The organism is Mucilaginibacter sediminis (assembly GCF_051903035.1).
Taxonomy (GTDB): domain Bacteria; phylum Bacteroidota; class Bacteroidia; order Sphingobacteriales; family Sphingobacteriaceae; genus Mucilaginibacter.
Window position 1 is genome coordinate 139,715 of the sequence record NZ_CP170602.1, and the last position, 23,553, is coordinate 163,267.

The window sequence follows — 23,553 nt, forward strand, 5'->3', positions numbered from 1 at the left end:
ATTTTATCTTATGGACATGGACTGGTCGTTACCGGGGTACGCTGATCGGTTATCCGTTTCAGGATTTTGCTTCCGGTGATACCTTTCCACGGTGGCGATGGTATCATGAATTGCTCCGCCGTGGCTGAATAATGCCAGCCTTTCAAGATGGAATCCCCGGTGATGACCCATCACGATGGAATGGTAGCCGAAGGTGATGACCTGTCCGCCAGGTTCGAGGCAGTCTGGTATGGCATCTTTCAATTGCCGGAATGGGCTGCAAACCATCCCTCTATAGCGTTCCATGGATTTGCGGTAAGCATAGGGCGGATCAAGCAGGATCGTTTTAAATTTTTCACCTCTCCAACCGCGCAAAAGACGGAGCGCGTCCTGATGAAAATCTGCCGGCATTTCCGGATCAAGGAACCCGGCATAGCAGCCAGCGCGGCGTATGCAGCCGGTTGTGGCGTAATCCCATCGCGGTAATCCAGCGCGATGCGAATCGCTGCAATATTATCCCTTAAATGCTGTAACTGGTTGTAAGCCATTTTTCCTCACAATTTCTTTTGTACTTGTTTCTTAACGTTCCAGGTATTCAGCGATCATACCCATGACGGCGTGTTTCAGTTCACTGCTATCCTCGTTTTCCTCGCCGAAGGCGAATACCTCGAAAATGGGTTCACAGGCACCGATCAGGTTGATGAGCTCATAGGTCAGGATGCCGCTACTGAGCATCCGGCGGTAGTCTCGTTCAAATTCTGCTTCGAGCAGCTCCCGCATATAATTGAAGCGGGACGGCCGCAGGTCGCGGGTGAGTTCTTCGAGGCACAGCGCTTCGGTGACATAGGCCGGCCGGTTTTCTTCCTGCAATTGGTTGAGCAGATCGGCCACGGAATCCACCTTCTGTTTGAGGTAATGCTCCAGCCGGTGCTCTTCCTGCAAAGCGATCAGCAGGTCGGTGTGGTTATGCAGCAGGTAATTGTGCAGCTGTTTGATCAATTGTGTTTTCATTAGCGTTGCTTTTAAATGCCGAAAAAGGATTTGATGATGGTGGCTACGACCACGAGGAAAATGCAGGAGCCGAACCAGGCGGCAGCAACTTTGGAGGTATCCTGGTCTCCGGAGTTCCATTTCTGGTAGACTTTGACTGCACCGATCAGGCCGACGATGGCACCGATGGCGTACATCAGGTTGGTGCCGCTTTCGAAATAACTCCTGACCTGGGTATTGGCCTGCTGGATGCCGGCGTTTCCGTCCTGTGCGCTGACGGTCATGGCTTCAGTTGATAATATCGCGCACAGTACGCTTATTTTCAGGGCTTTGCCCACGATTTTCTTTCTGCACTTTTTCATTTTCACTTATCGTTTGGTAAAATATATTTCGGGGTATAATTTTCCTTTCACCGGACCTCAAGAAGGCTTCGCCGTTCAGGGCATAGCTTTCCCATGCCCGCTCTGTCCCGGTTTTTCGGGATGGAGGGGCTGGAAATTCGCTGCCGCCGTTTCCCCGTTTTGGATTATCCATGGCGCAGTGCGCCGGGACGTTCGGTCAGCAAAGATTGTTGTTGGTGTTGTTTTTCTTCCGTTGCCCGGCCCCGGTTAAAGGGCACGGGACGGAAGCGGCAGGCCTGCTAACGTTCCCACCACTGATCCACTTCTTCTTCGGTCAGCAGGGCGGTGCCGGTTCTTTCGCATTCGCCAACAACCAGGCGGTTGATCGCGGGCCGCCCGGATGCGTCGATATCCTGATGTTCCTGTAGGGTCTTTTTCAGCTGGGGTATCAGGATGGCCGGTGCGAACGGTTTATCGGCCACCTTAATGATACAGGCTTTGAGCTTTCCTTTGAGGATGTCGGTATTGGTGATGGCTTCCTCACGGTATGGCTCTTCTGTTTGACCATGCACGGGTACAGTATTAATTGCTTCTTCGGCGGGCTGGTATTGCAGTGCCTGTAGTTCTTCGCCCGGTTTGTCGCCGCTGAGGCGGCGCAGCAAGGTTTGCAGTTCCGGCCTGTAGCAGCGAAAGATGACGAAGAGGTAATAAATGATGGCAGCGACGAAGGCAATTACCAGGTACTGGTGCCAGCTGATCTGATGCAGGAGATGGTTCATTTTTGATTGCTTTTTGTTTCTTAATGGGCAGTGTTGCTGCCGTTTGTTGATACAAAGCAAAAAGATTTGGGTACGCCGGAAAACTTCAACTTTTGGTTGCACCCCTGTTGTAGCTTTTGAAGCCCGTTGAAAATCAGGAAATTACAATTGTGTTTATAGGTAATATGGCGGGCGGAAATGCGGTACAACCCCGCCCTCAAATGGCAAATTCAAAACACCTACGGCTCCCAAGGGTACATCATTTTGGGTTTATCTTGGCCAAAAAGAAAATGGTATTTTGCAATCCGAGGGGTTTGATATTAAAGAGTTGCCTACTGCATCTGAAACCATTGGAAGTTTAGCAGATGTTTTTGAAAGAAACGTACCACCGGTAAAAATCTCCGAGCCTGATACTTGGCAGTTCGGTAAGAAATTAGGGGTGTTGAGAAAGGGGAGCAAGGTTAAAGTATTGCAAACTGTCACATTAGAAGGAGATAATTATTGGGCTCAGGTAGTAAGGTTTTAAACAAGCATCTATTAAACAACAAATGTCCAGTGTTGACTTGGCATTTATTGTGGCCTCAAGCCGATATAACAAATTAGCTAATAACCATCTTCTTCATTAGACGAAAAAACCAGGAGTGCTTCTGTCGGTTTTATGGCTATTCACTAATTTTTTTATCCCTTTTCGGTGTCTTGAAAAAGATTTATTTCTTTACCGTCCTCAAAAAATCTAAATCTTTCAATTAACATTTTTAAAATACCCTTTACATCGGGTTGCTGCGAACGGTTTTCTAGATTAAACGAGCGGAGTAAAACCACTGGAAGCATCATTTCCAGCTCCTGCCTCATTCTTTTTTTATTTATTATGGACGCATCTAAAGGCACATACCACTCAGCCTCATCTTTTTCGAAGAAATCAAAAAACATCTTTTTTGCTTCATTTTCAGAACTGGGAGCTTTTTTAAATTGCGCTTTATAATTTACAACAAGATGTGCTAAGGCATGTAAAATTTGCCAGTCAAGCCAGCCATCGACTTTGAGTTCTGTAAGCAAGGTTTGGAACCATTCAGCCTTTATTAATAGTGGAAGAGAAACTGAAAGGGGGGCTTTAAGGTTTCTAATACGATTATCAATTGCCTCATTTGTTTCCTTTGAATTATATCGAGGCGACAACCCACTTTTCCAGGGTAAGGCAGCATTTTCAGCCATACTTTTATCGCTTACATCAAAGATATTCCAAACACCTGCAAGATGGCCAATGTTAAAGTACTTACCATCATTAAATTCCTTAAAAAGTACCTCATACGCTTGACCGAAGGTAATTTTGCTAACTACACTCTCATTTTTTAATCTATTTGCAACTATAAGATCGTAATCTTTGTAAGGCAACATTGATTGGTGATATGTCAATCCTTGAGCAAAGGCCAACCGTTCAAAAGTATGTTTAGCTCTTTGGGATGGAGTGGTTCCAGAGAAACGAGACAATGTAACAAGCATAGCTGACCTGTCTTCTATCAAAATCTCTTTTATCCCATTTTTTTTAGAATTATCGATGACGATATGTATTCTCGCCCTACCCGGCCGTAAATGCAGGTCTTCATTAGAAATATCTTGGAGGAATATTTGAAAAATGGATATAAATTCCTCGCAAATCGCACTGGTTTCGTAATTATTTTTGAAACTAAAATGCCAATCACACCCACATGCATTGAATACAATTATTCTATCAGGAGCAAGGTCATTAAATGGCGCACCCTTTATCTCACTTTCTATCTTTTTTAAGAACTCTTGTGAATCTAACTCCTCTTTTAACTTATCCTGCACATCAACAAATAGCTCTTTTAAATTACCGCAATCTGAAATAACCTCTTCTAATACTGGAACGGCCTCTGGAATAAATCGCCTCGCGGCCTCTAAGATTACAGAAGGATAATAGAGTAGTCGTATACTATCTTTGTTATCAAAAACGTCGAAATCTTTTGTTATCATTGAATGTGAACCCAGCAACATTGACATCAGTCGCATATAACTCAACCACGATCCTGTAACATAATCACAATCAGCAGCATTAGCTATTCCCTGTAAAATTTTATCGGATAGACTTGTATCTTTTGTTTTATAAGCTAAATAAGCAGCCACTAAACCATAATATTTTGAGGCTATAAAGAGTTCTTGTTTTTGATAGGTTTTCGCTAATAATAAACATGTCAAAATTGTCCCCTTAACGGTGTCTTGGTTATACCATCTTACTTTCACGTCATGGAAAATTTCTATAGCTTTCGTATTGTCTCCAGATTCTAAATATATCATTGCCCGGTCGCGTAGCTTTTGACCAGCGATGTAAACTCCGGCCCTTTTAGATAAAAGTTCGTCAACTTGATTTGCAATTTTCTCTAACTCATTAAGATTAACCGGCGAATTGATTAATATTTTCAATATTGAATTTAAACGGTCAGATAGTCGGTCTACGGGAAAGTAGTTTGATTTTGGCAACTCTTTGAGCAACTTGTTAAGACCTTCTAAATATTTACCAAAGTTTTTAACAAAATTGTGGTCGTTCCGAAAATCGTGAAAATAAAAATTGCTTTGTAGATCTAATAATCCACACCGATTATCTGCGGTTGGTGCGTTTTGTATTAATTCAGACAATAATTTATCCATCCGATTACCAATATCGTCAAGGAATGTTTTTGGTATTTTATGACGTCCTACCAAATGGGATGTCATACAAAATGATAACAAATGTTGTGCGTCTTCTAAGTCTGATGTAGACAAAAAATCCTCAAAGTGCTCAAAATATTGTTTTATATTTTGTTCTTGACCTTCAACAAAATCCAAACCTACCAGAGATGCAACAAATCTTTCATAAATAGCCTTTCTAATTAATTGATTAGGCATCTTATGATGTGTTATCAATCCATCCAATTTGGGAAGCCAAAATATGAGGTCGCTTTTTAACTCTTCATTTTTATAAATGAATCTAATTGCACTTTTAACCTCTTCAAATTCTTGGTAGCTATTGATTTCACCGCTACTCTCCTTATATTCTTTTAATAATTTGCTATACCAGTTATCTTCTTTACGTTCAGGATAAAATTCAGATGGTACTTTTAAAAATTGAGTTGCAACCCAAAAAAGATCCGCATCAGAGAGGTGTTGGGATAACGCTTGCGCATCAATTATTTCTAATTCAACATTAAAAAGCCGTTTAATATCTGCTTGTGTTTTGTGACGTGCCGCTACAGGTATGTCGTGACCACTAAAAAAATATATCCTACCGACAGAAACACCACTTGCTGTAATGGTTTTTACATCTGAAAAAATCTTTCCGTTTTTTTTAGTTGGGTTTTTTTCGAGAGAACAAGCAAACGCCACTGGCTTGTCGCTAAAATCTGATAAGAAAGCAGAATTTGCAATAGAGGAATTTCGCAGATAAGTATGAAATGTTTCAAAATCTCTGCCCTGGTCACCCCCGGCTTGCACTGGCCCAGTTGCTGGCAAAATATTTCTATGGATACGATATCGAGCAAAGTAAAAGCTTATTTTTTCAAAGTCAGCTGTTCCATTTTGAGGAGGTAGTTGCGATAAAGCGTAGCGAATGTATTGTTGAAGGCCATCTAATTGCATACCCATATTTTTCATCTAAAAAGCCTTGCGCTCAAACCGGCATTGTCCACAATTGCAAAGTATAACACTTTTCAATATTAGATCTAATTTGACAAGGTGGTTTATAAGGTTTTCACTTTCTAACAAATATAATAGATATATTGTTAAACGATGTATATTGGGAAATACGATCTATAAACAAAACAACAAACACCGAGGTGTTTGTTGTTTTGTCATCAGTAAATTTACTTCTGAATGATTACCATAACCGAATCGGTAATTACTATCTCCGGCTTGCCTTTGTAATCAATAGCAGTACCAACTATCGTAATCGTTTGCCCGTTTATTTTATCAGCCAGTTGTTTCGCATTGCCTTTTAATACCACAGTTAATAATTGATTGGGATATGCCGCCCCTAGGTTAGCAAGTACCATGCTACCAATATCTTTACAACTAAATACTTTGCCAGTCACGCGCACGTCTTTACCAATATAATTTTTAATGTCTTCAAGCTTCACAGTAGCGGCATGAAACGGTGGCGAAACCGGCGGAGGTGGGGGAAGTTTGACTACAACCACATCGCTTTTAACAGTTGCAAACAGTTTATTCAGCTCACCGGCCAAACGGATGCCTGCCTGATCTACACGCAAATGAATCGTTTTGATGTACTTTTTATAATATTCTTCATCAATACTTTGACCTGGCTTTATATCAGCATATAGTTCGGTGCTTATTTGGTAGCTTTCCCATAGCCATTCCATTGGGCTATCAGCTTGCCATTTCTTTATTTGAGCATCGTTAGCCCAATCATATTGCTTTACAATATCAGCTTCGCCCAAACCCTCATGATCTATTAATCTGCTATCCCATAACGCATGTAGGTTGGTACCCTTGCCATCAAATTGCAGTTGGATGGTATTACCACCCCTATCTTCTTTCCTACTTACATGCATCGGCTGGTGCGCATCGCCAACTAAATGAATGAGGTATTTTAATGCTTCATTTTTTTGATCTACAGTTGAAGCATTGTCCTTAAGCACCGCTTCAACTTTAAGAATTGCAGAATATACATTGTCACTGCCTTGTTTGCTCACTGCATCAACAAACTGCTCGTGATTTAACCCTAATGGCAAGTTTAAGTAATGCCACGGTGCGGTGGTTTTATCTCTATTCTCATCAGCCCACGTGCTCACGGTGGTCATGGTTTCGCCTTTTAAATAGGATTGCACCACTTTAGCGGTATTAGGCATTAGATGTTTCTCTGCGATGGTAGCGACTGCTCTATGGCCTTTAAAGCCCCAAGAAATTAAACTTAATGATAGGCCGATGACGGCCGCAATTGACAACTGTTTTCTCATATAGCAAAGCTATAAAAGCTATTGAAAGGTTAAAATCTTTATTTGATTTTTTGCTAATTTATTTAGCAAATTTGTATTTCAAATTCGGCTCAATGAATGATTACTCTTTAACAAGGCTTTACGACATTTTAAAACAAGACTTAATATCATGGATTGCTGGCAATCCTAAAACGAAGTTTAATATCACCAGTCATAATCTAAGTTATCTATTTGAGTTTCATAAGCGCAAAGGGTTGTCTATCGACTTATCTCGCTTTGAAAAAGAGTATTATCTCAAAACGTTTCACCCTCCTGAACAAAGCCAAGAGATCGTTACCGAATTTGTACGGAAAGTGACCGTCATCATCCGCAATCGACTTGCTGCCATATCTAAAGAGGAACTTGATATTACGATTACCGTTCGGTACAAGCTTTCACAGGTCAGCTACTGGCAAACCTGCTATATCGGCAAGAACCATGTGCCAGAACGCATGTCACCCTTAACCAGGAAGGAAGATGATTGGATGTGATACAACAGTGCCACTATCGATGACGACTTTATCAGCCCTGCCGAAGTATCATATTTACTTAAAGGTATTAATTGAGGGTGCGAAGAGCAAAGGGTTTAGTGCGGTGACGGTTGATAACTTTAAAGAATAATTCTTTTCAGATATTATCATATTAATATTTGTAAATTAATGGCTTGATTAACCTGAGCCCATTATGAAAAAAGGAAAAATACCTCGCAAACCTAAATCAAAAAGTCAATTATTACCTCCAGCGGTAAAAAAGGCGCAAGAAGTTACACAAATAGTTTCTCAACCGCTCAAAAAAGAAAGGAAAAGAAACTATTCAACGTTGATGATACTATTGTTTGCCGTTCCGTTAATATATGTCTTACTTGAGCATAAAAAGAGTATCCAGCCATTTAGTTGCGTGGTATCTCCCTATAAAGAATTAATTTTTAAGCCTCGGATTGATTCAGCTAAAGAAACGACCAGTGTAATGTGTGGCTGTCTTAATGATTCTATTGCTCATGAAGGCATTTTACTTGCGGGGAACAATGTAATTATTGGCAGAAAGTCCTCTACACTATTAACTAATTATTTGTTGACCGCTCCTACTCCGACTGGTAGAAACCTGAACTCGGGATTCACTTTTAATGTCTCCTTTTATTGTTTCAAAAGTAACTCTGATTTGCCTTTTTTTTCCGCCTTAGACTTGCGATCAAAAAAAGAAGCAAAACATATCCAACGAAAATTTGATAATCTTCAATATCTCTCAATAATAACTTCAGACAAAATTGGCGCATCATCATTTGGAAAATTCCAAACAGTGTCCTTTACTCCAGTAGACAAACAACGTTGTGATATAAAAATTATTAGTAACGACTATAAACAGCAGATAAGGAGCGTAGAAATAACAGAAAAGTTTGATGCACGAAAAGAGATATCTAATGTACCAAATGTCGAATTATTAGGAGATAGTGTATCAATAATTTGGAAAGGTAAGCCAAAAATTCTGGGTGAAATAGGCCAGTGGTTTTTTCCCGAAAATTTTCCCGACACTTTAAATTATATAAATGTTTTGATTATAAAATCTCCTTTCGCTACACGAATTAATGCTTTGGGCTGGCATGAAGAAATGGAAAAAAGTTGGCGAAGGGAATATATGTCGCAATTTAAGGGCTTCACAAGTGGTACATTTGTAGGGGACATACCGTTAGTACTTTTTAAGAGTGGAAAAAATTATATCATTAACCCCGATAGCATTAAACCGGCACCTATTTCTAATACGTTTTTGAGGGATACTGCACTATATGAAATTTCCATAAATAAAATACTTCCCGATTCCGCTTATAACGCGTTATACAAGCATGCAGTCAAGGATGAAGGTTTTTTCTATACTTTTAATAAAGGAGCCTACTCAGTTGGCACTGCTATAGATATGAAAATATCGCCATCTAAACGAAGCGCTTTTGAAAAGACATTTTATCGGCGAAATGATACTACAAGTTCTGCTGATGAAAAATTAGAGCTATATCATAAACTTATGGAATATTATAAAGATGCGAAAAAGGACACTACCATTAGAAAGAAAATAAAACTCTCTAGTATTTATTTCCGCTACCCCCCTTTACCAAAAGAAAATAGTATATCTCTTTATAATGAATTTGATTCGGTTAAGCTTATTGGCGCAACTGGCATGTTAAATGTTAATGGGGATCCTCATCCTGTCGATGAGAATAACATAATAGAGATGAAAGGTATTCGAGGAGAGATATTTGAATACCCTGCGCTCACCATGGGGATTAACAATCCTGGTAAATTGCGCATCAGTGGCACCGCTGATGTTATTTTGGATGGAACACATTTAGGGCGGGCATTTTATGAAACTAAGACCGCTATCATCTTATTGGCTATTATGACGATAATAGGCTGCATTGTTGCAATTTCACAGATTTCACCTGTATTTGATTCGATTTTAGGCATGATTAAAATCAAACCTAAAAGTTAAGTTGCAGAGACCTTCGTCTATTGACATTTGCTGGCTTTCGTGATATGATGATTACAAATGGATTTAATGGTTATCAGAAGGAAGATACCTTTTGATAACTATTAAATCTGAAATCATGAAACAGAATAAGAAATACGCTCTTTTGATATTAATTTGTACTTGTTTAGTAATGTGGAGTATCGCATTTATCGTTGTATTCGTGAAAGTAAATTACCAAACAAGCTTGTTGCTCGAAGTTCTTACAGGTATTGTCGGTGTAGTGGGCGCAATATTTACGATGAAAACGGCCTTTTCAAAAAGCTCTAAATGAGCTTTTTTATTTATCTTTGATAAAAAGCCTATGGGCTTATCGATTGCTATACTGGTTCTCATTCTTGTCTTAGGTAGTGTTACAGCTATCAAGGACTATAGAGAGGATTCACTTGATTTTCCTTGGCGAATTATCGGGGGGCGCTTGATATCAACGAGAGGGTTGTATTTTGGAATAATTATTATTCTGACTATTGGTGGAACGGCTTTACAAGTAATGAGTATTATTAATCAAACGGCTGCAGAGGAAGCAAAAGAGACAAAAAATGGAATTTTTAAAGATTCCGTTTATATAAGTTTTAGAAAATCCCTTATAAAAGCAGATTCCACGTTGAATAAAACGAATGTAACCTTAAAAAAAATCGATACAGTTTTTGCTCGATTAGATATAGCTAATATTAAACTTAACCATCAGCAGTTACAACACGTAAAATTAGATAGCGAGGCAAAGCAGCTTTTAGTGGAAAATAAAAACCTCGCGGTGCAGCAAAAAGACGTTTATAAAAATGTCACCAGAGTGCTCAATCCAATATTTCCATTAAATCTACACTTGTCTGTGAAGTTTAATAAAGATTATGCAGGAACGAAACAGTTGCAAAAGATTTATTTAAACAAAGAAAAGAAGTTTAATGGTTACATGGTAGATCGAATCATCAATGGTGTAGAAATTGTGACTTTATCTAACCTTGGTAGAATTGTAGAATCTGATACTATTTTTAAATGGTGCAATAAGAAATTCAGGCCGAACATTAACGCAGGATGCATTAGACGCGTTTTATAGACTATTAGATTTTCGTGCCTATTTTACGAACAAAGGCAAATGGATGGGATTTTCAGCACGAGGTGATAATCATAAATATCGCGAACTACATGCGGAGATGTTCTATGCCTCAAATTCGATTTATTTAGATATTGATTACACCGATATGGAATACGTAATGTCCACTGTCCAAAAATCAAACACTATTTTGGGTTCAAATGATTTATTAGGTGGCGCATTTGAAATTGCACGCATGGACTGTGATACAGGATACTCGATATCAGTCGTTTCTTTAAATAATAAATTAGGGTTACAGCACGGTTATTTATTTAATATGGACGACAACGCAAGCGCTGATTGCGCCATTTTACGAGGTAAACTATTGGGATTGTAACAAGACCGGAAGCATCAACGACCAGCAGCTCGCTAACCAGGTTTTTGATACGGCGGTAAATTGCGGCACGGGAACCGCTGCAAAGCTGCTCCAGCAGGCTGCTAAGGTCAAGGTTGACCTGCAGGTGGGGCCGCAGACAATCGCAGCCGTCAACAGTGCCCGCCCGGAAGCCATCTATATGGCCTTCACGACGTCTAAAAAAGACTATTACGTGGCAATTATCAAAAAAAATCCAAGCCAGGAAGTTTTCCGCCATTCCTGGTTCAGCCGCTTGCCTGAATATGTGCCGACCACCTGATAAGTCAGGCAGGAGGGATTTGTTCAGGCAATCTAACAATTCCCTGCCGAAATATCCGGTCCGGTAAATAACGGAAGCCGTAACTTTAACCTACCCGGTTATCGTCAGCTAAAAAATGTGCCTGAAATTGCGAAGGATGTCATTCCTTCGCAATTTCGATTAAGGGCCAGACGATACAAAATACATGCCCACATTTGAAAATTGATAAACTTTTTAACGAACGGCGCCGGTCCCCAACAACAAAAAAAATCAGGCCGGAGGTCAGCTGTTATACCGCTAAACAGCAACGATTAAATACACCAGTGTTTTGACCTGTCTGGTCTGGAAAAACCGGAAAAGGAGGGGCTTCGGCGGCAACCCATGGGCTCTTTTCCATCGGGCATTTTTTCTGCCGCTGCTTTCCACCCGTCTCGCCCGGTGCCCGGAACAGATGCGATGTCTTTACGCCAATGGCCGAGCGGATCACTAAAGTGTATTTAATAACTTCTGATCTTGCTGATCAGCGCTTCCAGGGTCTGTATAGCTACGTCTTTGTCGGCCCGTTCTATTTTATAGGTACTGCTACGGGCGCTTTTCCAGGAAAAATCAGCCAGGCGTTCGGTCGACAGAAAGGGGACAATAGTCCGTAAGACCAGACTGAACGAACGCGCGGTCAGCAGCCTGGTATCATCGGCCGCTTTTAAAATAACAGCAATCTGGTCGACGCTGAGCCTGCATAATATTTTGAACATGCGGGGGGCGGTCCCTTGTTCATCATCCGCTGCTGCTCCCGGGCGTGGCAGCTGATTGCCGTACCATTTCCCAATCCGCAGCAACAGGTCGTCCAGCGTGGCCAGCAGGGTATTGCAGGATGCGTGCAGCCGGTGCCCCTCGGGGTAAGCGGCCAGGCAGTGCATCGCCTGCTCACGCAGCTTTTTCAGGTGTTCATGGTAATGAACGATTAAAGCCCGGTGCTGCTTTTGGGGCAGTATAAAGAAACTTTGGCGCTTGAGGTCCTGCCAGACCTGCCGGGACTCGTTCCTGATATTTTCATGCAATACGTCGATTTCCCCGCTGCTTAAGGACAACAACTCACTGTAGTCCGGGTTGAGCGTGGTTTCTATGACCTGGTCGAGCCAGCCGAAGGGATAGGTAAATGTATGTTCGGGTTTCATAGGTATTTTTTTATATAATTCAGAGGTCTGTTTGCAATCTCTGGTATTTTTTAATATTATTTTCCAACCTTGCAGCAGACGGGACAATATTTTTTATAAAAAGTAGTTTAACTTTTAATTATTATCTGTTAACCCAAAGCTAATTCCTATAAAGTTCAGGCGGTTTGATTTCAATCAAAATCGTATGGAACCTTTACATGAGCTTTCAGGACTGGAAATGCTTTTCCGGATCCTGACCTTTATTGCACCGCTTTCCGGTGCGCTGCGCCGGCGTTTTGAGGATTTTATCATCACCAAAACCTACCACAAAAAGCACCGGCTGTTAAGCGAAGGTGAGATTTCGCGTCACATATTTTTCATATGTAAAGGTTCAGCCAGGGCCTTCTACCTGGATGCTGACGGCCGCGAGCACACGACCTGGTTTTATAATAAGGAGTTTGCCTTTGAAATCGGAGAGTTGCAGCGGTTGGCCGTTATTGTGAAGTGCCCTGGAGGGGGCAAGGTAGGGCAGGTGATCGCCTGGTTTCAGGGGCGGCAAGGTGGTTGCTGCTGTTGTCTTGTTGGCGGCGGGTAGTGATGTATATTCCTGGGCCTGGGTGCTAAAAAAAAGGCAAAGCAGGGCCAGGATGCTTAAAATCAGCTTCATTACGGTTGGATTTTTAATCGTTAAAAATGGGAACGGCTTAGTGTCGCGGGTTCCCGGTGCGGTTACATACGGGGCATTTTCCTTTTATTCCGTTTTGCTGCAATGTTTCCATGGCGCCGGTAAGGGCGATGAGGTGGTCGAACAGCCGGACGAAGCTGGCGATTTCTTCGTCATACGCTATTTTTCCGGTTGTGGCCATGGCGGTGTATCGGCAGAATACTTTGGTCAGCTGATCTCTTACGGTGCCCTGGTTGTACAGGGTATAGAAGGCTTTTATGGCCTGTTGCGGGGTACGGAAATTAAGCTGGCTGATATTGCTTTTGATGGCGTCCATGGTAAACCGATTGAATAAAACATTGCAAACCCGGTGGGTAAAACGTGGTGTTTCCCGGTAAAAAAGAAAACGGCAGCCCAGGTTTAACTATTAACTGGCGGGCTGCCGTTTTCGGGGTTTAGGTGGGCGATTTGATGACGTTTTTAATGGGGTTTTGGAGGGGAGAAGTTACAATGGCGTAATAATATCGATAGAAATTAAAATGAAATTTCCTATTGATTGTTTCAACGATCTCTAATATGTTCTTTGTCATTCCGCTCATTATAAAATTTATAATAAGCCTGTATAGAATAGCGGGTGATGCTTAAAGCAATAGGGCTGGCAACCCGTTAGTCTAATGTCCTATGGCTCTGGTGGGCCGTACCCTTTCTAAAGAAAGGGCTCACACATCGACATAAGCGAGCGCCAGCCCTATCAATTCAAATAGGGTTTGGGCTCAACTTACCGCGCGTGAATTTACCAGATTCTAGGGCGAGGCTCGTTTAGCAGCTCTATGTTACAGAACTGCAAATCTATGTTAATTTCAATTTTCTTTTTAGAAAATTATATTCTATTTTATTCCATTACCTGTTATTTTAAGATAGATTAACTTTTATATATTTGCATTAATAAGTGTTAAATTTCAGCAAATTCTTTTATTAATTCAATTACTGTACGTAATAATATAATTACTAATTATTACTAATATAACAAGGCATGGAAATAGGAAGCAAATTAAAAAAGTTAAGAGATCAAAGTGGATTTAGTCAAGAATATGTCGCAAACGAATTAGGAATAAGTCAATCTACCTACTTCAAGCTTGAATCTCAGCAAATTCGACTTACTGTAGAAAGAGCGAAACAGTTAGCTAAACTTTACGAGATTGATACCGAATATTTTTATTCTTCTGAGTCGGCTGTAGTACACAATAACTATAGTAGTGGGAGCTACAGCAACAGTAATAATGGAACAATTGACAAATATGAAAATAACAATATCTCTAAAGAAGTCATAGATTTGTTGCGTGAAGAATTAATTCAAGCAAAAGAGGAAAGGAAACTCTTTGGACAACTAATTGCAAAATTTTTAAACGATCAAAAGTAAATTCATGAGCCTATCATATCTGTTCGAATTAAACAAAGCTAAGGGCTGGGACAATAGTTATGCCGCATCTCTAGCGGAAATGGATATAGACCGTTACTTGTCTATTTTGGCTGGTTCTTTACCAATTAATTACGAGGATGCCCAAAAGCTTTCAATATTATACGATATGCCTATTTCGACTTTTCTTGGAGAGCAAACAAATTCAACTCACGTCAATATTGGGCAGGGAACATACAGCAACAGTAATCATGGTTATATTCATACAGTGACTAATAATTCAAATGCTGGGCTGAAGGAATTATTAATGGAACTCATAGATAGAATTAAAAGCTAAGAAGCTGAGCAGTGGTAACAGAAATTTAATATCTTCTTTGTCAGCGGTTCTGCGTTAAAGTGCCTTTGCCATCCTTTTAAGAGTATGGCGATTAATAGCTTGTTTTATTTTAAACAAGAACGTTGATCATGTAAAATGTAAAACATTTTTTCGTTAATAAATTTGACCATGTTGACGTATGTTGTTGTTCAGGATATTTTTCATGAAAACAAATATGATTTCATTTACACTTGTTGAACTATGATTCGCACATAAATCCTATTTTTTTTGAAAAATTTTCTACATAATACCTTTCATTTTCAGTCCCAGCCCTTCACGGTAAGTCTTTTCGACGGCCGCTGTATTGCCGGGTTCCTAGTATACAATCTTTTGATCCCTGGTTCGAGCCCAGGTGGGCGCACTTAGCACCGTAATCCGTTGCTTTTATACTATCTAAGTCGCTGATTTAGAGGGCTTTTTCTTTTTTAGTGATCCTTTTCAGTCCTTGCGAATACACACTTTGAAACCCCATTCCGGCACCCCATTTTCATAAATGGAATCGCCAAAAATAAAGCCGCCCCATTGTTGTTCTTTTTCAAGCCGTACAGCTTCGTTTAGGGGCTTGCCAATGAAAATGTTTTTTGATTTATTTAAAATGGCATTCCCAAAAGATATTGTACCTCTAAGTAAGATCCCGCTTTTTAAGGCCCAAACAAAAAAGTCTGCGCATTTTGCGACAAAGCCAGATAAATTTCCAGCGTCGCCCGGTGTCCAAAACAAAATGCTGTCACTGTAGTAAGCATATTTGAAGGGTACTGCTATGAATTCTGGAAATCCTAAATACGAATAACCGGTTTCTGATATTGGCATCGAGGTTACAATATATGGACGATTAGCCCGGGCTTTTTTTACAAGCCTATCATAAATTGCATACACCTCAAGTGGTGTTTTCTGTTCTACTAATTTTTCGAATCCCAAAACGTCAAAGAATGCCAAAAAATAGGTGCCCTCCTTAACGGTTTTATCAGACCAATATTCCGGATAAGAAGTTTTCGGCCTCTTTACCGTCGTAATTTCTTTCGTTTCAGAACTAGCAAACAGGAAAAAAATACAGCTGAGAAACTTTCCATTATCTCCTTCCTCGGCGGGGATGGTCGGTATTGTTGCGAGATACTGTGTTACTGAAAAATCTAAATGATAGCCCGCAAGTTGAATCATTTTACTGGTGCTCATAGGATAAAGCGCATCCGTAATGATTTTTACACCATTATCCTGATCACTTCCCCATGTTTGTTTGCATAATTCTATATAGTCTTTTTTCCTGATCCCATGTTTTTCATACATTTTAGCTTTTAATAGATAGCTGATTTTTTTTAAAGAAAATTTGTTTGCCATCGTGAATTTAGGTTTAAATAGTGCCTGATCTAAATTTTAGGATAATATCCTTGCGGTATATCAATTATACAAATAATTACAGGATAGTGTCTGATTGCCAGGATTTTGCGAGAGGGACTAAAAACTATTGAGAAAATATATCCCCACATATTCCGGCTTTGCTTTAAAATCGTTTAAATCCCCCAAGCTACCTCACAGGCGAAGTATTCAGCAACTACTATTCTAATGATCAATGTGCCCATATCGTCGATTGCAATATATCTATATTGATCATCTTGAACATCAATCCAGTCGTTGATAAGCATTCCGATATTCCTTTGCTCACCGGTATCGGACTGCATTGTCACTTGTGTGACAAGGAGACGTTGCATATTTCGGGATCCTACCTCACCAAAGATTTGTTGAAAGTGAACCGAATGGAAAGCTTCCTGATTCTCTTGAGGTAGCGATGAGAGTGGGCCACACCAGAAATGATCGGGCTCAGTGCGACAGGTTTGACTGAGTTCAAAAGCTGCGTGCCCCCGGGCAAGTTTCAACATTACATTGTAGATCCGCTCAGTTTCGGGTATAAAAGCAGTTTGACCATTGACCTCAGTTCGCGAATTTTCAATTCGCTTCCGAAGGCCGGGTGACTTCTGCATAATTCGAGCAACAGATGGGCGGCCAATTTTTTCAGGATCGGTTGAACCACAAAGTGCGCTTTCAATTATGCATACGAAGTACTCCTCATCCTTCGAAAAGTTTTGATTACAGGAGTCGCAACATCCGACCACAGGAAGATTTGGAGGATAAGGAGGGTCGAGGAGGCATTTCGATGGCACATGATCCCTTGTGTCTGCGGATCCGCCGCAATAGATGCACCCGCGAATTAATCTGTTGTCAGCATAATTATTTAGTTGATCCATGGTGCGTAGCAAAAGAATAGGTCTTGCTGTTGAACAAATATTCCGTAATTTTCAAGTGAACGCTAATTTAATAGAAATCAGCGAGATCAATAGCGAAATTTGGTTGAAAACTGATTGTCTGGTTCGGTCTTTCGTTTGGGTTACTAAATTGTGTTCGAATTAAAAGGTGCCTCCATTTGTCATAAACGCAGATTTCAAAAGCTGGAAAAATAAAAAAATTACTTTTACGCTATCGTAAGACCGGTTTGTGCGCGTGGTTGGGCTCGTACCAGGGACCAACTCTAATTTTGTTTGGAAAATTGCTGTTTTTTGCCTATTATTGAGTGTCTGAAAGGTGATACCCCAAAGCGGCTCCCGGGTCTGTAGTGTTCACCGTAAAAGACTAAAAATCAGCTAACAATAGAGATAGGTATATAGCCCAGGTGGGCGCACTTTTAGGATATCAACCGATATCAAAAAGCCTGTAAATTAATTGATTTACAGGCTTTTGCATTTTTAGCTATATCAAATTTTATCAAACTTTTCCGGGTTTCACGATACCTATTCCGTAACCTGTTTTCAATTTTTACCTTCGAGGTATTGAAAAGTTTTGTAATCAACTGTACTACAGTTAATTAAGAATCTCAAAAGATGGTGTTTTTTGCACTATTTTGACCCCTTTTTGATGCTTAAAACCGAAGGTTTCAATACCTATTTGTACCAAAATTAATGAAATTGAAAAGGAAGGAGGCAAAATGAAAACGGTAAACACATTCGGAATCCAGTTTATTATCAGGCCGGACAAGCTAAAAAACGGCAAAGCCCCTATTTACGCGCGCATTACGGTAAACGGAGAAATTATTCACTTTGCATTAAAGCAATGGATTGATCCAGATGCCTGGGATTTAAGGCGTGGAACGGGTAAAGGTAAAGCGGAATCAACAAAAATGATTAATAACGGATTAGAGCAAGTTAGGATGGCTTTGGGTAATTGCTACCAGCAATTACAACTTAAAGGGCGTTTAATTACCCCTAATGCAATCAAGGATGCTTTTTTCGGTACCGATAACGAAGAACCTAACACATTAAGCCGTCTGGTAGAATATCACAACGAGCAGGCCAAATACGAACTGGAACAGAGTACACTTAAACACTATTTCGTAACTCAGCGCTATTTAACCAAATTTATAGAAAGTAAGTACCGTAAAAAGAATTTACTGCTTCACGAGATCAATTATAAGTTTGTTGCCGACTTTGAAACATTCCTGCGGGCGCATAAACCTGTAGACCATCAAAAGCCGCTGCAAAATAACGGTATCATGAAACACCTAATCCGGGTACGGAAAATGACCAACTTGGCGATTAAATTGGAGTGGATGACTAATGACCCTTTTAAAAATTATAAGATAAGGCATCAAAAAGTTGAAAAGGATTTTCTTACCCAGTTTGAATTAGATAAGCTTGAAAAGAAAGGCTTTGAGATCGAGCGCCTCACCATTGTTAAAGACCTGTTTGTTTTTTGCTGTTATACGGGCCTTGCTTATGTAGATGTGATGAAACTAACTACTGATCATATCGTCACTGGAATAGATGGTGAAGACTGGATCAAAACCGTTCGCCAAAAAACAAATATCCCTGTGAATCCCCCCAATCCTTACGCAAGCTAAAAGAATTATGGAAAAATACCTTAATCATTACCGGTCTGCAAAACTGGATACCATATTCCCGGTTTTCTCGAACCAAAAGGTTAACAGCTACCTTAAAGAGATAGCCCACCAGTGCGGCATTAAAAAGACACTTACCTTTCATATCGCCAAGCACACTTTTGCGACTACGGTAACACTTTCCAATGGTGTCCCTATCGAAACAGTAAGCAAGATGCTCGGTCATACCAAGATTGCAACCACACAGATTTATGCGAGGGTGTTAGAAAAGAAAATCAGCGAGGATATGCAAAACCTTAAATTAAAGCTATCTCAAAAATTAGTGGAGAAGCCGTTAAAATCGTAAAACTAAATTATCAATAATTTAGTGCCTTTTAAGGCAACTTTACAACAAGCAAAGTATTTATCAATATCTTTTTTTCTTTGGTTCTTAATGTGATTGTCTAATCCTCAATTTCATTCCGTTGTGTTGGGACAAAGTTGCAGGAACGGGCGGTGCACATAAAGCACAATTTGCGATAGTTTCCCAGTTCTCTGCTGATAATCAGGAAGAAAAATTTCAGGCTGCGAAGTATATAAACAAAAAAGACCGTCCCGGTCAGGAGGCAGTCTTTGTTTATAGCGGCAAAATGCAGGCAATGAAACGATCAGTCCGCGGCTTTAGCAGCTGTTGTGGCTGTTGAAGCTTGTTTTCGCTTTAAAAAGGCCAGGTTATAGGTAAGGGCAATAAAGGGCGTTGCTTTAAAAGTTGATTTGTAGTTTAAGGAAGTCACTGTCGGTTTGAGGTCGTTGTAGACATCCCCCGTTTTTTCATATTGATCGCTCAGTTGTTGGAAACTTCCCCACATCGCACCGCCAGTAATACAAAAGCGATTATTACTACCCAGAAGGATGCTTCCACCGGTAAAATAACGTGGCCTGATCGTTTGAGTCAGGCTCAATCCCGCACCCAGCGTAGCGCTGACATTAAATCCACGGCTGATCTTTTGGTAAAAATGGACATAGCTGGCAAAGCCAAACTCATTCTTGCCGTCATTTTCTTTATAAATCCGCTTGATCGTAGAATCCGCGCCGGCAGTGGTTTTCACCGCGGAGGTCCGGTCGGCCAGGCCATAGGTCTCATCGCGGGTATTGAAACCCATGTAGAGGCCTGAGCTTACATCGATCTTGAAAAAATTCTTGATGTAGATCGTTTGTGTCGGTCGCTGAACGCTGGTCGACAACAAGTTGGGATAAGGTGCGTTCTTTTTAGCGATAATACCTAAGCGCAAAAACAGCATATCCTGTTCGGGCATGACGCCTAAACGGTGCGCGATTACGTAATCAGCGGCCAGGAACTCCCCGTAGCGCTCCCTCAGTTCTTGTCGCAACGTAGAATCGGCGGTGGCAGGGTCGAGGAACAGGTCGACCATCTGTAGCAGCTTATATTTGTCGTAACTCGTTCCGATGAGCCCTTTGAGTGCATTATCTAACTTGGCGACAGCAGTGCGCTTTTTATCAACGATGCAGGTATGCATGTAGAGATTGGTCTTGCGGTAGGTCTCCAGCGTTTGATACATTTCGGCATTAACGACCATTAAGGCTGCCCTAACTGTGTAATAATCCTTTTGCTCTGGGGTAATCTCTTTGGTGGCCGGCGTACCGCTGCCTTGTATCGTAACACCGGTTTCCCCTTTTTCAAAAAGTAGCTTATTCAACATATCGGTGCTCTCATTATTGGTCAGCAGCACCGAATCGGCAAGGGTGATGTCGTAAAGCGCGGGGTTTACATTCTTGATCACCAGGACCAGCGGATCACCAGCATCGAGCTCAATCTTTTTATCATGTTTCACACGATATATTTTATTGCCAACATCGGTAATGGCTCCTGTTACGGTTTCGTTCTCCTTAACAAAATAGGTCAAACCGGATCGGGCATCATAGATCAGCTGGTTGGTATTTTTGAAAATATCCTTATCGCAGGACTCGCACTCATCAGGACATTTTTTAAAATCACGTTCAGCCTTCAGGGAGAATTCAAATGTTTTATCTTTCAGATAACTCCAGTAAGGGATGGGATCGGGCTTGGCCGCCGCATCAGCATCCGCAGCAGGTGGGGTAGCGGTGGTCTTGGCTTTGCTTTTGATCACCATGGCGATATTATTATAATTCAGCGTAAAGCTTGTCCCCGAGATGACAACATCTTTTCCGACGGCATCCTTGGTGGTAACTTTTCCGTCGGCAGAGCTGAATTTGACATCGAAGTCCGTTTTGTCGCTACCTTTTTTTAAGGTGTTGGGCGTTTTATCGACGGTCAGCGTAAGGGTCATCTTATCGTCCTTGTCGTTATTTTTGAAGGTCAGTTTAAAATCTTTAGTAAAATCGGCATTATATTCCTTAAGCGGCTTTTTGATGTCAATGGCCACGACCTGGGCATCGGCTGCCTGTTGCTGAACTTGGAATGTTTTGTCACCGTACTTGATACTGAAATTCCCAGTTACCGTCACGTCCTTCTTATCGGAATTTTTTACCGTAAGTTTTTTTGCGGCGAAGGTAAAGGGAATGGAAAAATTACCGTCGGGTACGCCTTTTTGTAAGGTGGGTGAACCGTCATCGGCGACCAGCAGAACCGCCAGGTTATCGTCCTTCTTGGCGCCGGTAAAGTTGATCTTAAAGCTTTTCTTCAGATCGGTTTGGTAGGTCGCGTCGGGACTTTGCGTATTGACGCTGATATCCTGGGCTTTGAGTCTGACACTAATAAAGGCGCAGCTGATCAGGAGGAGTAAAAGGTGTTTGGTTTTCATGTTTATGTGATTATGGTGGCTTCGGTTTCTTTAAGGAGATCCACCATCGAAATGGCATAGGTAAAGCGGTTGTTGCCCGCGACAACCATTCCGATCGGCCGGTCGTCGTCATCATAAACGCAAGCGCCGGAATCTCCTTTTTGGGTGAGTGTATGGTAAGAGTTTGGATCGTTTGCGTTGCCAACATTGGACAATATCATGAGTTTGCTCATCGACCTGGTGCGGTTATTCTCCCACGTTATCGGTAGCGAATTGTTCAGGCTGGGGTTAGTGATCTTTCCCTTAGTGACCGTTCCGTTCCGGCAGACCACCCTGACAGTCGTCGTCAGGATATCCGCACCGGTTACCTGGCGTTCTGTGCCGGGACTGATCTTATAATCGAAGTTATCGTCCGCGTCGGTTAAAAGGGCAACATCAAAAAATTCATTGAGCAGGCTGAAATTAAAATTGCCGCTTGCCACGCCATTGACCATTGCGCCAACCTCGTCGATCTCGCCAAAATAGTTGACCGGCTGTCCGCCGGTAAAGACATGGCTGCAGGTCATCAGTTCATTGGTGCCATTGCGTTTCACACGGCAGCAAATGGTGCCTTTATAATTTGGTGTTGAACTGCTCGCAACGGCATCTCCCTGTCCGCCGAGAACAGCCGGCGCATCTACATCCGTTACGGTATTTACCGGAATAACGATCGTCTTTCCACTATCCAGCTTAGTCTGCACCTGGTTCGGGATCTGCCCTTTGTCGCTTGCTGACATATGGATTTCTATACAATCTGTCAACATGCCGTCCTTGAACATTTTCCCATGCATCGGTGGGTAAAGGATAGTTGGATCTTTGAATTTATTAGCGTTTTGTTGGATTGCTAGGTCAATAATATCAGTAGAACTTTTTTTCAGGAAATCATCGAACTGGTCGATGGTGTCGGAATTAAAGGTATTGGGATCGACCAGTTTACGCTTTAAATTTTTTACCTGCATTAAGGTGTCCAGCAGGTCATGGAAAAACTTTGACCCGAAGGTGAGGAAAAATCCGGTCAGCGGTATGGACAGAAAGAACAGGACGATGTCCAGCGTATTATACTTGGTTTCGGGGTTCCACATCAGCACCGTTCTGGGGTCGGTGCTGGACAGCATTTTGAACAGGTCGATCCGAAAGGCAACGGCGATGAGCACACCGACCATAAAGCTCAGGGTGTTGACCTCTCTTTCGACCAGGGTATCCATTGTTTCATTGTTGCCGGTTTGTTTTTTACTGATATGATGCCAGAACATCATCCGGTTGTCAGCCAGACCATCTTTGATACGCATGATCTTTTTAACTAAGGCTGTTAAATTGTTGAACGGTGCATATTTGCGGATTAGCTGGGTGATCTTCTCCACGATGACAGATACAATAAACAAAACGATGTTTATGGATATAATCGTGTCGAGCATGTCATAATTAGAGGTGGCCATAAGATTCAGGTAAAGGTTGTGAGTGATAATACCGGTAAATAGGCTTGTTTTTTTTAAATAAGTGACTGATTTAAAACACTTCTATAAATATAGTGAATAGGAATACACATAAAAAATATTTATACGAAATAATATTCAGGATGAGAACGGGCAGTCACTTGTAGCCTTTTATCCGTTCGATCATTTTTTCCAGAAATGCGATGTCTTTGTCGCGTTGTTCCGGATGGTCGGCCTCCAAGACGGAGCGAGCATGGGCCGCTGGCTTTGGCCGAAGACGGTCCTGCTTAAAAAGGTGACGAAAATAGCGAGTAGTAATTGCTTTATCATCGGCTTGAGTTTTAATTGTGCCTTCGGATAATTTATTGTGCTTTGGTTATGAGGTTGGTTCGGAGCGCAGGCCCGGGCGGTACAGCTTGTGGTTAGATCAGCCTGGACCTTTGACAAGGTAGGCATACGCTATAGTTTCATCCGTTAAAAAAAGTTGAAATAGGTCAAACGGATGATCCGAATAATTGGCGCCGGGGTGATGCGTTCAGGTAAAAGGAAATGGG

At 41.3% G+C, this 23,553-nt stretch carries 24 protein-coding genes; 11 read left to right on the plus strand and 13 right to left on the minus strand.

All coding sequences use genetic code 11. The features are described from left to right. Nucleotides 1-3: 3 nt before the first annotated feature. The 4 genes from ACFGVS_RS00540 to ACFGVS_RS00555 all read right to left on the minus strand — a co-directional run bounded on the left by ACFGVS_RS00540 (nt 4) and on the right by ACFGVS_RS00555 (nt 2,089). Complete coding sequence (locus ACFGVS_RS00540; protein ID WP_439696997.1) at nt 4-390, minus strand: hypothetical protein; 387 nt, start codon at nt 388-390, stop codon at nt 4-6. Between the two features lie 168 nt (nt 391-558). Then, entirely contained in the window at nt 559-990 is a 432-nt protein-coding gene (locus ACFGVS_RS00545; RefSeq protein WP_439696998.1) for a DUF1896 family protein, read from the minus strand. Nucleotides 991-1,001: 11 nt separating this feature from the next. Next, nucleotides 1,002-1,331, minus strand: a complete 330-nt coding sequence (locus ACFGVS_RS00550; protein WP_439696999.1) for a DUF4134 domain-containing protein — start codon at nt 1,329-1,331, stop codon at nt 1,002-1,004. A gap of 278 nt (nt 1,332-1,609) precedes the next feature. Beyond that, nucleotides 1,610-2,089, minus strand: coding sequence for a hypothetical protein (locus ACFGVS_RS00555; protein ID WP_439697000.1), 480 nt, complete (start codon nt 2,087-2,089; stop codon nt 1,610-1,612). A gap of 277 nt (nt 2,090-2,366) precedes the next feature. On the opposite strand from ACFGVS_RS00555, the gene ACFGVS_RS00560 reads away from it, so the two are divergent. Further along, nucleotides 2,367-2,594, plus strand: coding sequence for a hypothetical protein (locus ACFGVS_RS00560; protein WP_439697001.1), 228 nt, complete (start codon nt 2,367-2,369; stop codon nt 2,592-2,594). A gap of 152 nt (nt 2,595-2,746) precedes the next feature. Here the strand turns inward: ACFGVS_RS00560 and ACFGVS_RS00565 are convergent, their stop codons facing one another. Next, nucleotides 2,747-5,713: a hypothetical protein gene (locus tag ACFGVS_RS00565; RefSeq protein WP_439697002.1), complete on the minus strand. Its 2,967-nt coding sequence runs from the start codon at nt 5,711-5,713 to the stop codon at nt 2,747-2,749. A 209-nt stretch (nt 5,714-5,922) separates the two neighbouring features. After that, nucleotides 5,923-7,035 (minus strand): S1/P1 nuclease, encoded by a 1,113-nt coding sequence (locus ACFGVS_RS00570; RefSeq protein WP_439697003.1) that lies wholly within the window; start codon nt 7,033-7,035, stop codon nt 5,923-5,925. A gap of 92 nt (nt 7,036-7,127) precedes the next feature. Between ACFGVS_RS00570 and ACFGVS_RS00575 the strand changes: the two genes are divergently transcribed. The 6 genes from ACFGVS_RS00575 (at nt 7,128) to ACFGVS_RS00600 (ending at nt 11,292) form a co-directional block, all read left to right on the plus strand. Then, a complete protein-coding gene (locus ACFGVS_RS00575) occupies nt 7,128-7,544 on the plus strand; it encodes a hypothetical protein (RefSeq protein ID WP_439697004.1) in 417 nt (138 codons plus the stop codon). A 193-nt stretch (nt 7,545-7,737) separates the two neighbouring features. Then, nucleotides 7,738-9,531, plus strand: a complete 1,794-nt coding sequence (locus tag ACFGVS_RS00580; protein WP_439697005.1) for a hypothetical protein — start codon at nt 7,738-7,740, stop codon at nt 9,529-9,531. A gap of 115 nt (nt 9,532-9,646) precedes the next feature. Then, nucleotides 9,647-9,841, plus strand: a complete 195-nt coding sequence (locus ACFGVS_RS00585) for a hypothetical protein (protein WP_439697006.1) — start codon at nt 9,647-9,649, stop codon at nt 9,839-9,841. Between the two features lie 30 nt (nt 9,842-9,871). Next, nucleotides 9,872-10,621: a hypothetical protein gene (locus ACFGVS_RS00590; RefSeq protein WP_439697007.1), complete on the plus strand. Its 750-nt coding sequence runs from the start codon at nt 9,872-9,874 to the stop codon at nt 10,619-10,621. Nucleotides 10,622-10,664: 43 nt separating this feature from the next. Next, nucleotides 10,665-10,994 (plus strand): hypothetical protein, encoded by a 330-nt coding sequence (locus ACFGVS_RS00595; protein WP_439697008.1) that lies wholly within the window; start codon nt 10,665-10,667, stop codon nt 10,992-10,994. Further along, nucleotides 10,957-11,292, plus strand: a complete 336-nt coding sequence (locus ACFGVS_RS00600) for a putative peptidoglycan-binding domain-containing protein (RefSeq protein WP_439699229.1) — start codon at nt 10,957-10,959, stop codon at nt 11,290-11,292. Before ACFGVS_RS00595 ends, ACFGVS_RS00600 begins: the two co-directional genes overlap by 38 nt. Before the next feature lie 476 nt (nt 11,293-11,768). Here the strand turns inward: ACFGVS_RS00600 and ACFGVS_RS00605 are convergent, their stop codons facing one another. The 3 genes from ACFGVS_RS00605 to ACFGVS_RS00615 all read right to left on the minus strand — a co-directional run bounded on the left by ACFGVS_RS00605 (nt 11,769) and on the right by ACFGVS_RS00615 (nt 13,426). After that, nucleotides 11,769-12,533, minus strand: coding sequence for a hypothetical protein (locus ACFGVS_RS00605; RefSeq protein WP_439697009.1), 765 nt, complete (start codon nt 12,531-12,533; stop codon nt 11,769-11,771). Between the two features lie 283 nt (nt 12,534-12,816). After that, nucleotides 12,817-13,092 (minus strand): hypothetical protein, encoded by a 276-nt coding sequence (locus ACFGVS_RS00610; RefSeq protein ID WP_439697010.1) that lies wholly within the window; start codon nt 13,090-13,092, stop codon nt 12,817-12,819. 37 nt (nt 13,093-13,129) lie between these two features. Next, nucleotides 13,130-13,426 carry a hypothetical protein gene (locus ACFGVS_RS00615; RefSeq protein WP_439697011.1) on the minus strand — a complete coding sequence of 99 codons (297 nt, stop codon included), beginning with the start codon at nt 13,424-13,426 and terminating at the stop codon, nt 13,130-13,132. Nucleotides 13,427-14,122: 696 nt separating this feature from the next. Here ACFGVS_RS00615 and ACFGVS_RS00620 point away from each other — a divergent pair. Both ACFGVS_RS00620 and ACFGVS_RS00625 read left to right on the plus strand, forming a co-directional pair. Then, on the plus strand, nt 14,123-14,509 hold the full coding sequence (locus tag ACFGVS_RS00620) for a helix-turn-helix domain-containing protein (protein WP_439697012.1): 387 nt from the start codon (nt 14,123-14,125) through the stop codon (nt 14,507-14,509). Between the two features lie 4 nt (nt 14,510-14,513). Next, the gene (locus ACFGVS_RS00625; protein ID WP_439697013.1) at nt 14,514-14,843 is read left to right on the plus strand and encodes a hypothetical protein; all 330 of its coding nucleotides are present in this window, start codon (nt 14,514-14,516) and stop codon (nt 14,841-14,843) included. Between the two features lie 477 nt (nt 14,844-15,320). Here ACFGVS_RS00625 and ACFGVS_RS00630 read toward each other — a convergent pair whose 3' ends face one another. Next, nucleotides 15,321-16,217 carry a hypothetical protein gene (locus ACFGVS_RS00630; protein ID WP_439697014.1) on the minus strand — a complete coding sequence of 299 codons (897 nt, stop codon included), beginning with the start codon at nt 16,215-16,217 and terminating at the stop codon, nt 15,321-15,323. Between the two features lie 173 nt (nt 16,218-16,390). Further along, the gene (locus tag ACFGVS_RS00635) at nt 16,391-17,122 is read right to left on the minus strand and encodes a hypothetical protein (RefSeq protein ID WP_439697015.1); all 732 of its coding nucleotides are present in this window, start codon (nt 17,120-17,122) and stop codon (nt 16,391-16,393) included. A gap of 734 nt (nt 17,123-17,856) precedes the next feature. Between ACFGVS_RS00635 and ACFGVS_RS00640 the strand changes: the two genes are divergently transcribed. Both ACFGVS_RS00640 and ACFGVS_RS00645 read left to right on the plus strand, forming a co-directional pair. After that, the gene (locus ACFGVS_RS00640) at nt 17,857-18,768 is read left to right on the plus strand and encodes a site-specific integrase (RefSeq protein WP_439697016.1); all 912 of its coding nucleotides are present in this window, start codon (nt 17,857-17,859) and stop codon (nt 18,766-18,768) included. Nucleotides 18,769-18,775: 7 nt separating this feature from the next. Beyond that, the gene (locus tag ACFGVS_RS00645) at nt 18,776-19,111 is read left to right on the plus strand and encodes a site-specific integrase (protein ID WP_439697017.1); all 336 of its coding nucleotides are present in this window, start codon (nt 18,776-18,778) and stop codon (nt 19,109-19,111) included. Between the two features lie 301 nt (nt 19,112-19,412). Here ACFGVS_RS00645 and ACFGVS_RS00650 read toward each other — a convergent pair whose 3' ends face one another. Beyond that, nucleotides 19,413-21,548, minus strand: a complete 2,136-nt coding sequence (locus ACFGVS_RS00650) for a hypothetical protein (RefSeq protein WP_439697018.1) — start codon at nt 21,546-21,548, stop codon at nt 19,413-19,415. Nucleotides 21,549-21,550: 2 nt separating this feature from the next. Beyond that, the gene (locus ACFGVS_RS00655) at nt 21,551-23,002 is read right to left on the minus strand and encodes a hypothetical protein (protein ID WP_439697019.1); all 1,452 of its coding nucleotides are present in this window, start codon (nt 23,000-23,002) and stop codon (nt 21,551-21,553) included. Nucleotides 23,003-23,553: the final 551 nt, after the last annotated feature.

Excerpts from the sequence above, each read along its gene's own strand:
- ACFGVS_RS00540 (WP_439696997.1), bottom strand. The coding sequence starts at position 390 with ATGCCGGCAGATTTTCATCAGGACGCGCTCCGTCTTTTGCGCGGTTGG.
- ACFGVS_RS00545 (WP_439696998.1), bottom strand. The coding sequence starts at position 990 with ATGAAAACACAATTGATCAAACAGCTGCACAATTACCTGCTGCATAAC.
- ACFGVS_RS00550 (WP_439696999.1), bottom strand. The coding sequence starts at position 1,331 with ATGAAAAAGTGCAGAAAGAAAATCGTGGGCAAAGCCCTGAAAATAAGC.
- ACFGVS_RS00555 (WP_439697000.1), bottom strand. The coding sequence starts at position 2,089 with ATGAACCATCTCCTGCATCAGATCAGCTGGCACCAGTACCTGGTAATT.
- ACFGVS_RS00565 (WP_439697002.1), bottom strand. The coding sequence starts at position 5,713 with ATGAAAAATATGGGTATGCAATTAGATGGCCTTCAACAATACATTCGC.
- ACFGVS_RS00570 (WP_439697003.1), bottom strand. The coding sequence starts at position 7,035 with ATGAGAAAACAGTTGTCAATTGCGGCCGTCATCGGCCTATCATTAAGT.
- ACFGVS_RS00575 (WP_439697004.1), top strand. The coding sequence starts at position 7,128 with ATGAATGATTACTCTTTAACAAGGCTTTACGACATTTTAAAACAAGAC.
- ACFGVS_RS00580 (WP_439697005.1), top strand. The coding sequence starts at position 7,738 with ATGAAAAAAGGAAAAATACCTCGCAAACCTAAATCAAAAAGTCAATTA.
- ACFGVS_RS00585 (WP_439697006.1), top strand. The coding sequence starts at position 9,647 with ATGAAACAGAATAAGAAATACGCTCTTTTGATATTAATTTGTACTTGT.
- ACFGVS_RS00590 (WP_439697007.1), top strand. The coding sequence starts at position 9,872 with ATGGGCTTATCGATTGCTATACTGGTTCTCATTCTTGTCTTAGGTAGT.
- ACFGVS_RS00595 (WP_439697008.1), top strand. The coding sequence starts at position 10,665 with ATGGGATTTTCAGCACGAGGTGATAATCATAAATATCGCGAACTACAT.
- ACFGVS_RS00610 (WP_439697010.1), bottom strand. The coding sequence starts at position 13,092 with ATGAAGCTGATTTTAAGCATCCTGGCCCTGCTTTGCCTTTTTTTTAGC.
- ACFGVS_RS00615 (WP_439697011.1), bottom strand. The coding sequence starts at position 13,426 with ATGGACGCCATCAAAAGCAATATCAGCCAGCTTAATTTCCGTACCCCG.
- ACFGVS_RS00620 (WP_439697012.1), top strand. The coding sequence starts at position 14,123 with ATGGAAATAGGAAGCAAATTAAAAAAGTTAAGAGATCAAAGTGGATTT.
- ACFGVS_RS00625 (WP_439697013.1), top strand. The coding sequence starts at position 14,514 with ATGAGCCTATCATATCTGTTCGAATTAAACAAAGCTAAGGGCTGGGAC.
- ACFGVS_RS00630 (WP_439697014.1), bottom strand. The coding sequence starts at position 16,217 with ATGGCAAACAAATTTTCTTTAAAAAAAATCAGCTATCTATTAAAAGCT.
- ACFGVS_RS00635 (WP_439697015.1), bottom strand. The coding sequence starts at position 17,122 with ATGGATCAACTAAATAATTATGCTGACAACAGATTAATTCGCGGGTGC.
- ACFGVS_RS00640 (WP_439697016.1), top strand. The coding sequence starts at position 17,857 with ATGAAAACGGTAAACACATTCGGAATCCAGTTTATTATCAGGCCGGAC.
- ACFGVS_RS00645 (WP_439697017.1), top strand. The coding sequence starts at position 18,776 with ATGGAAAAATACCTTAATCATTACCGGTCTGCAAAACTGGATACCATA.
- ACFGVS_RS00650 (WP_439697018.1), bottom strand. The coding sequence starts at position 21,548 with ATGAAAACCAAACACCTTTTACTCCTCCTGATCAGCTGCGCCTTTATT.
- ACFGVS_RS00655 (WP_439697019.1), bottom strand. The coding sequence starts at position 23,002 with ATGGCCACCTCTAATTATGACATGCTCGACACGATTATATCCATAAAC.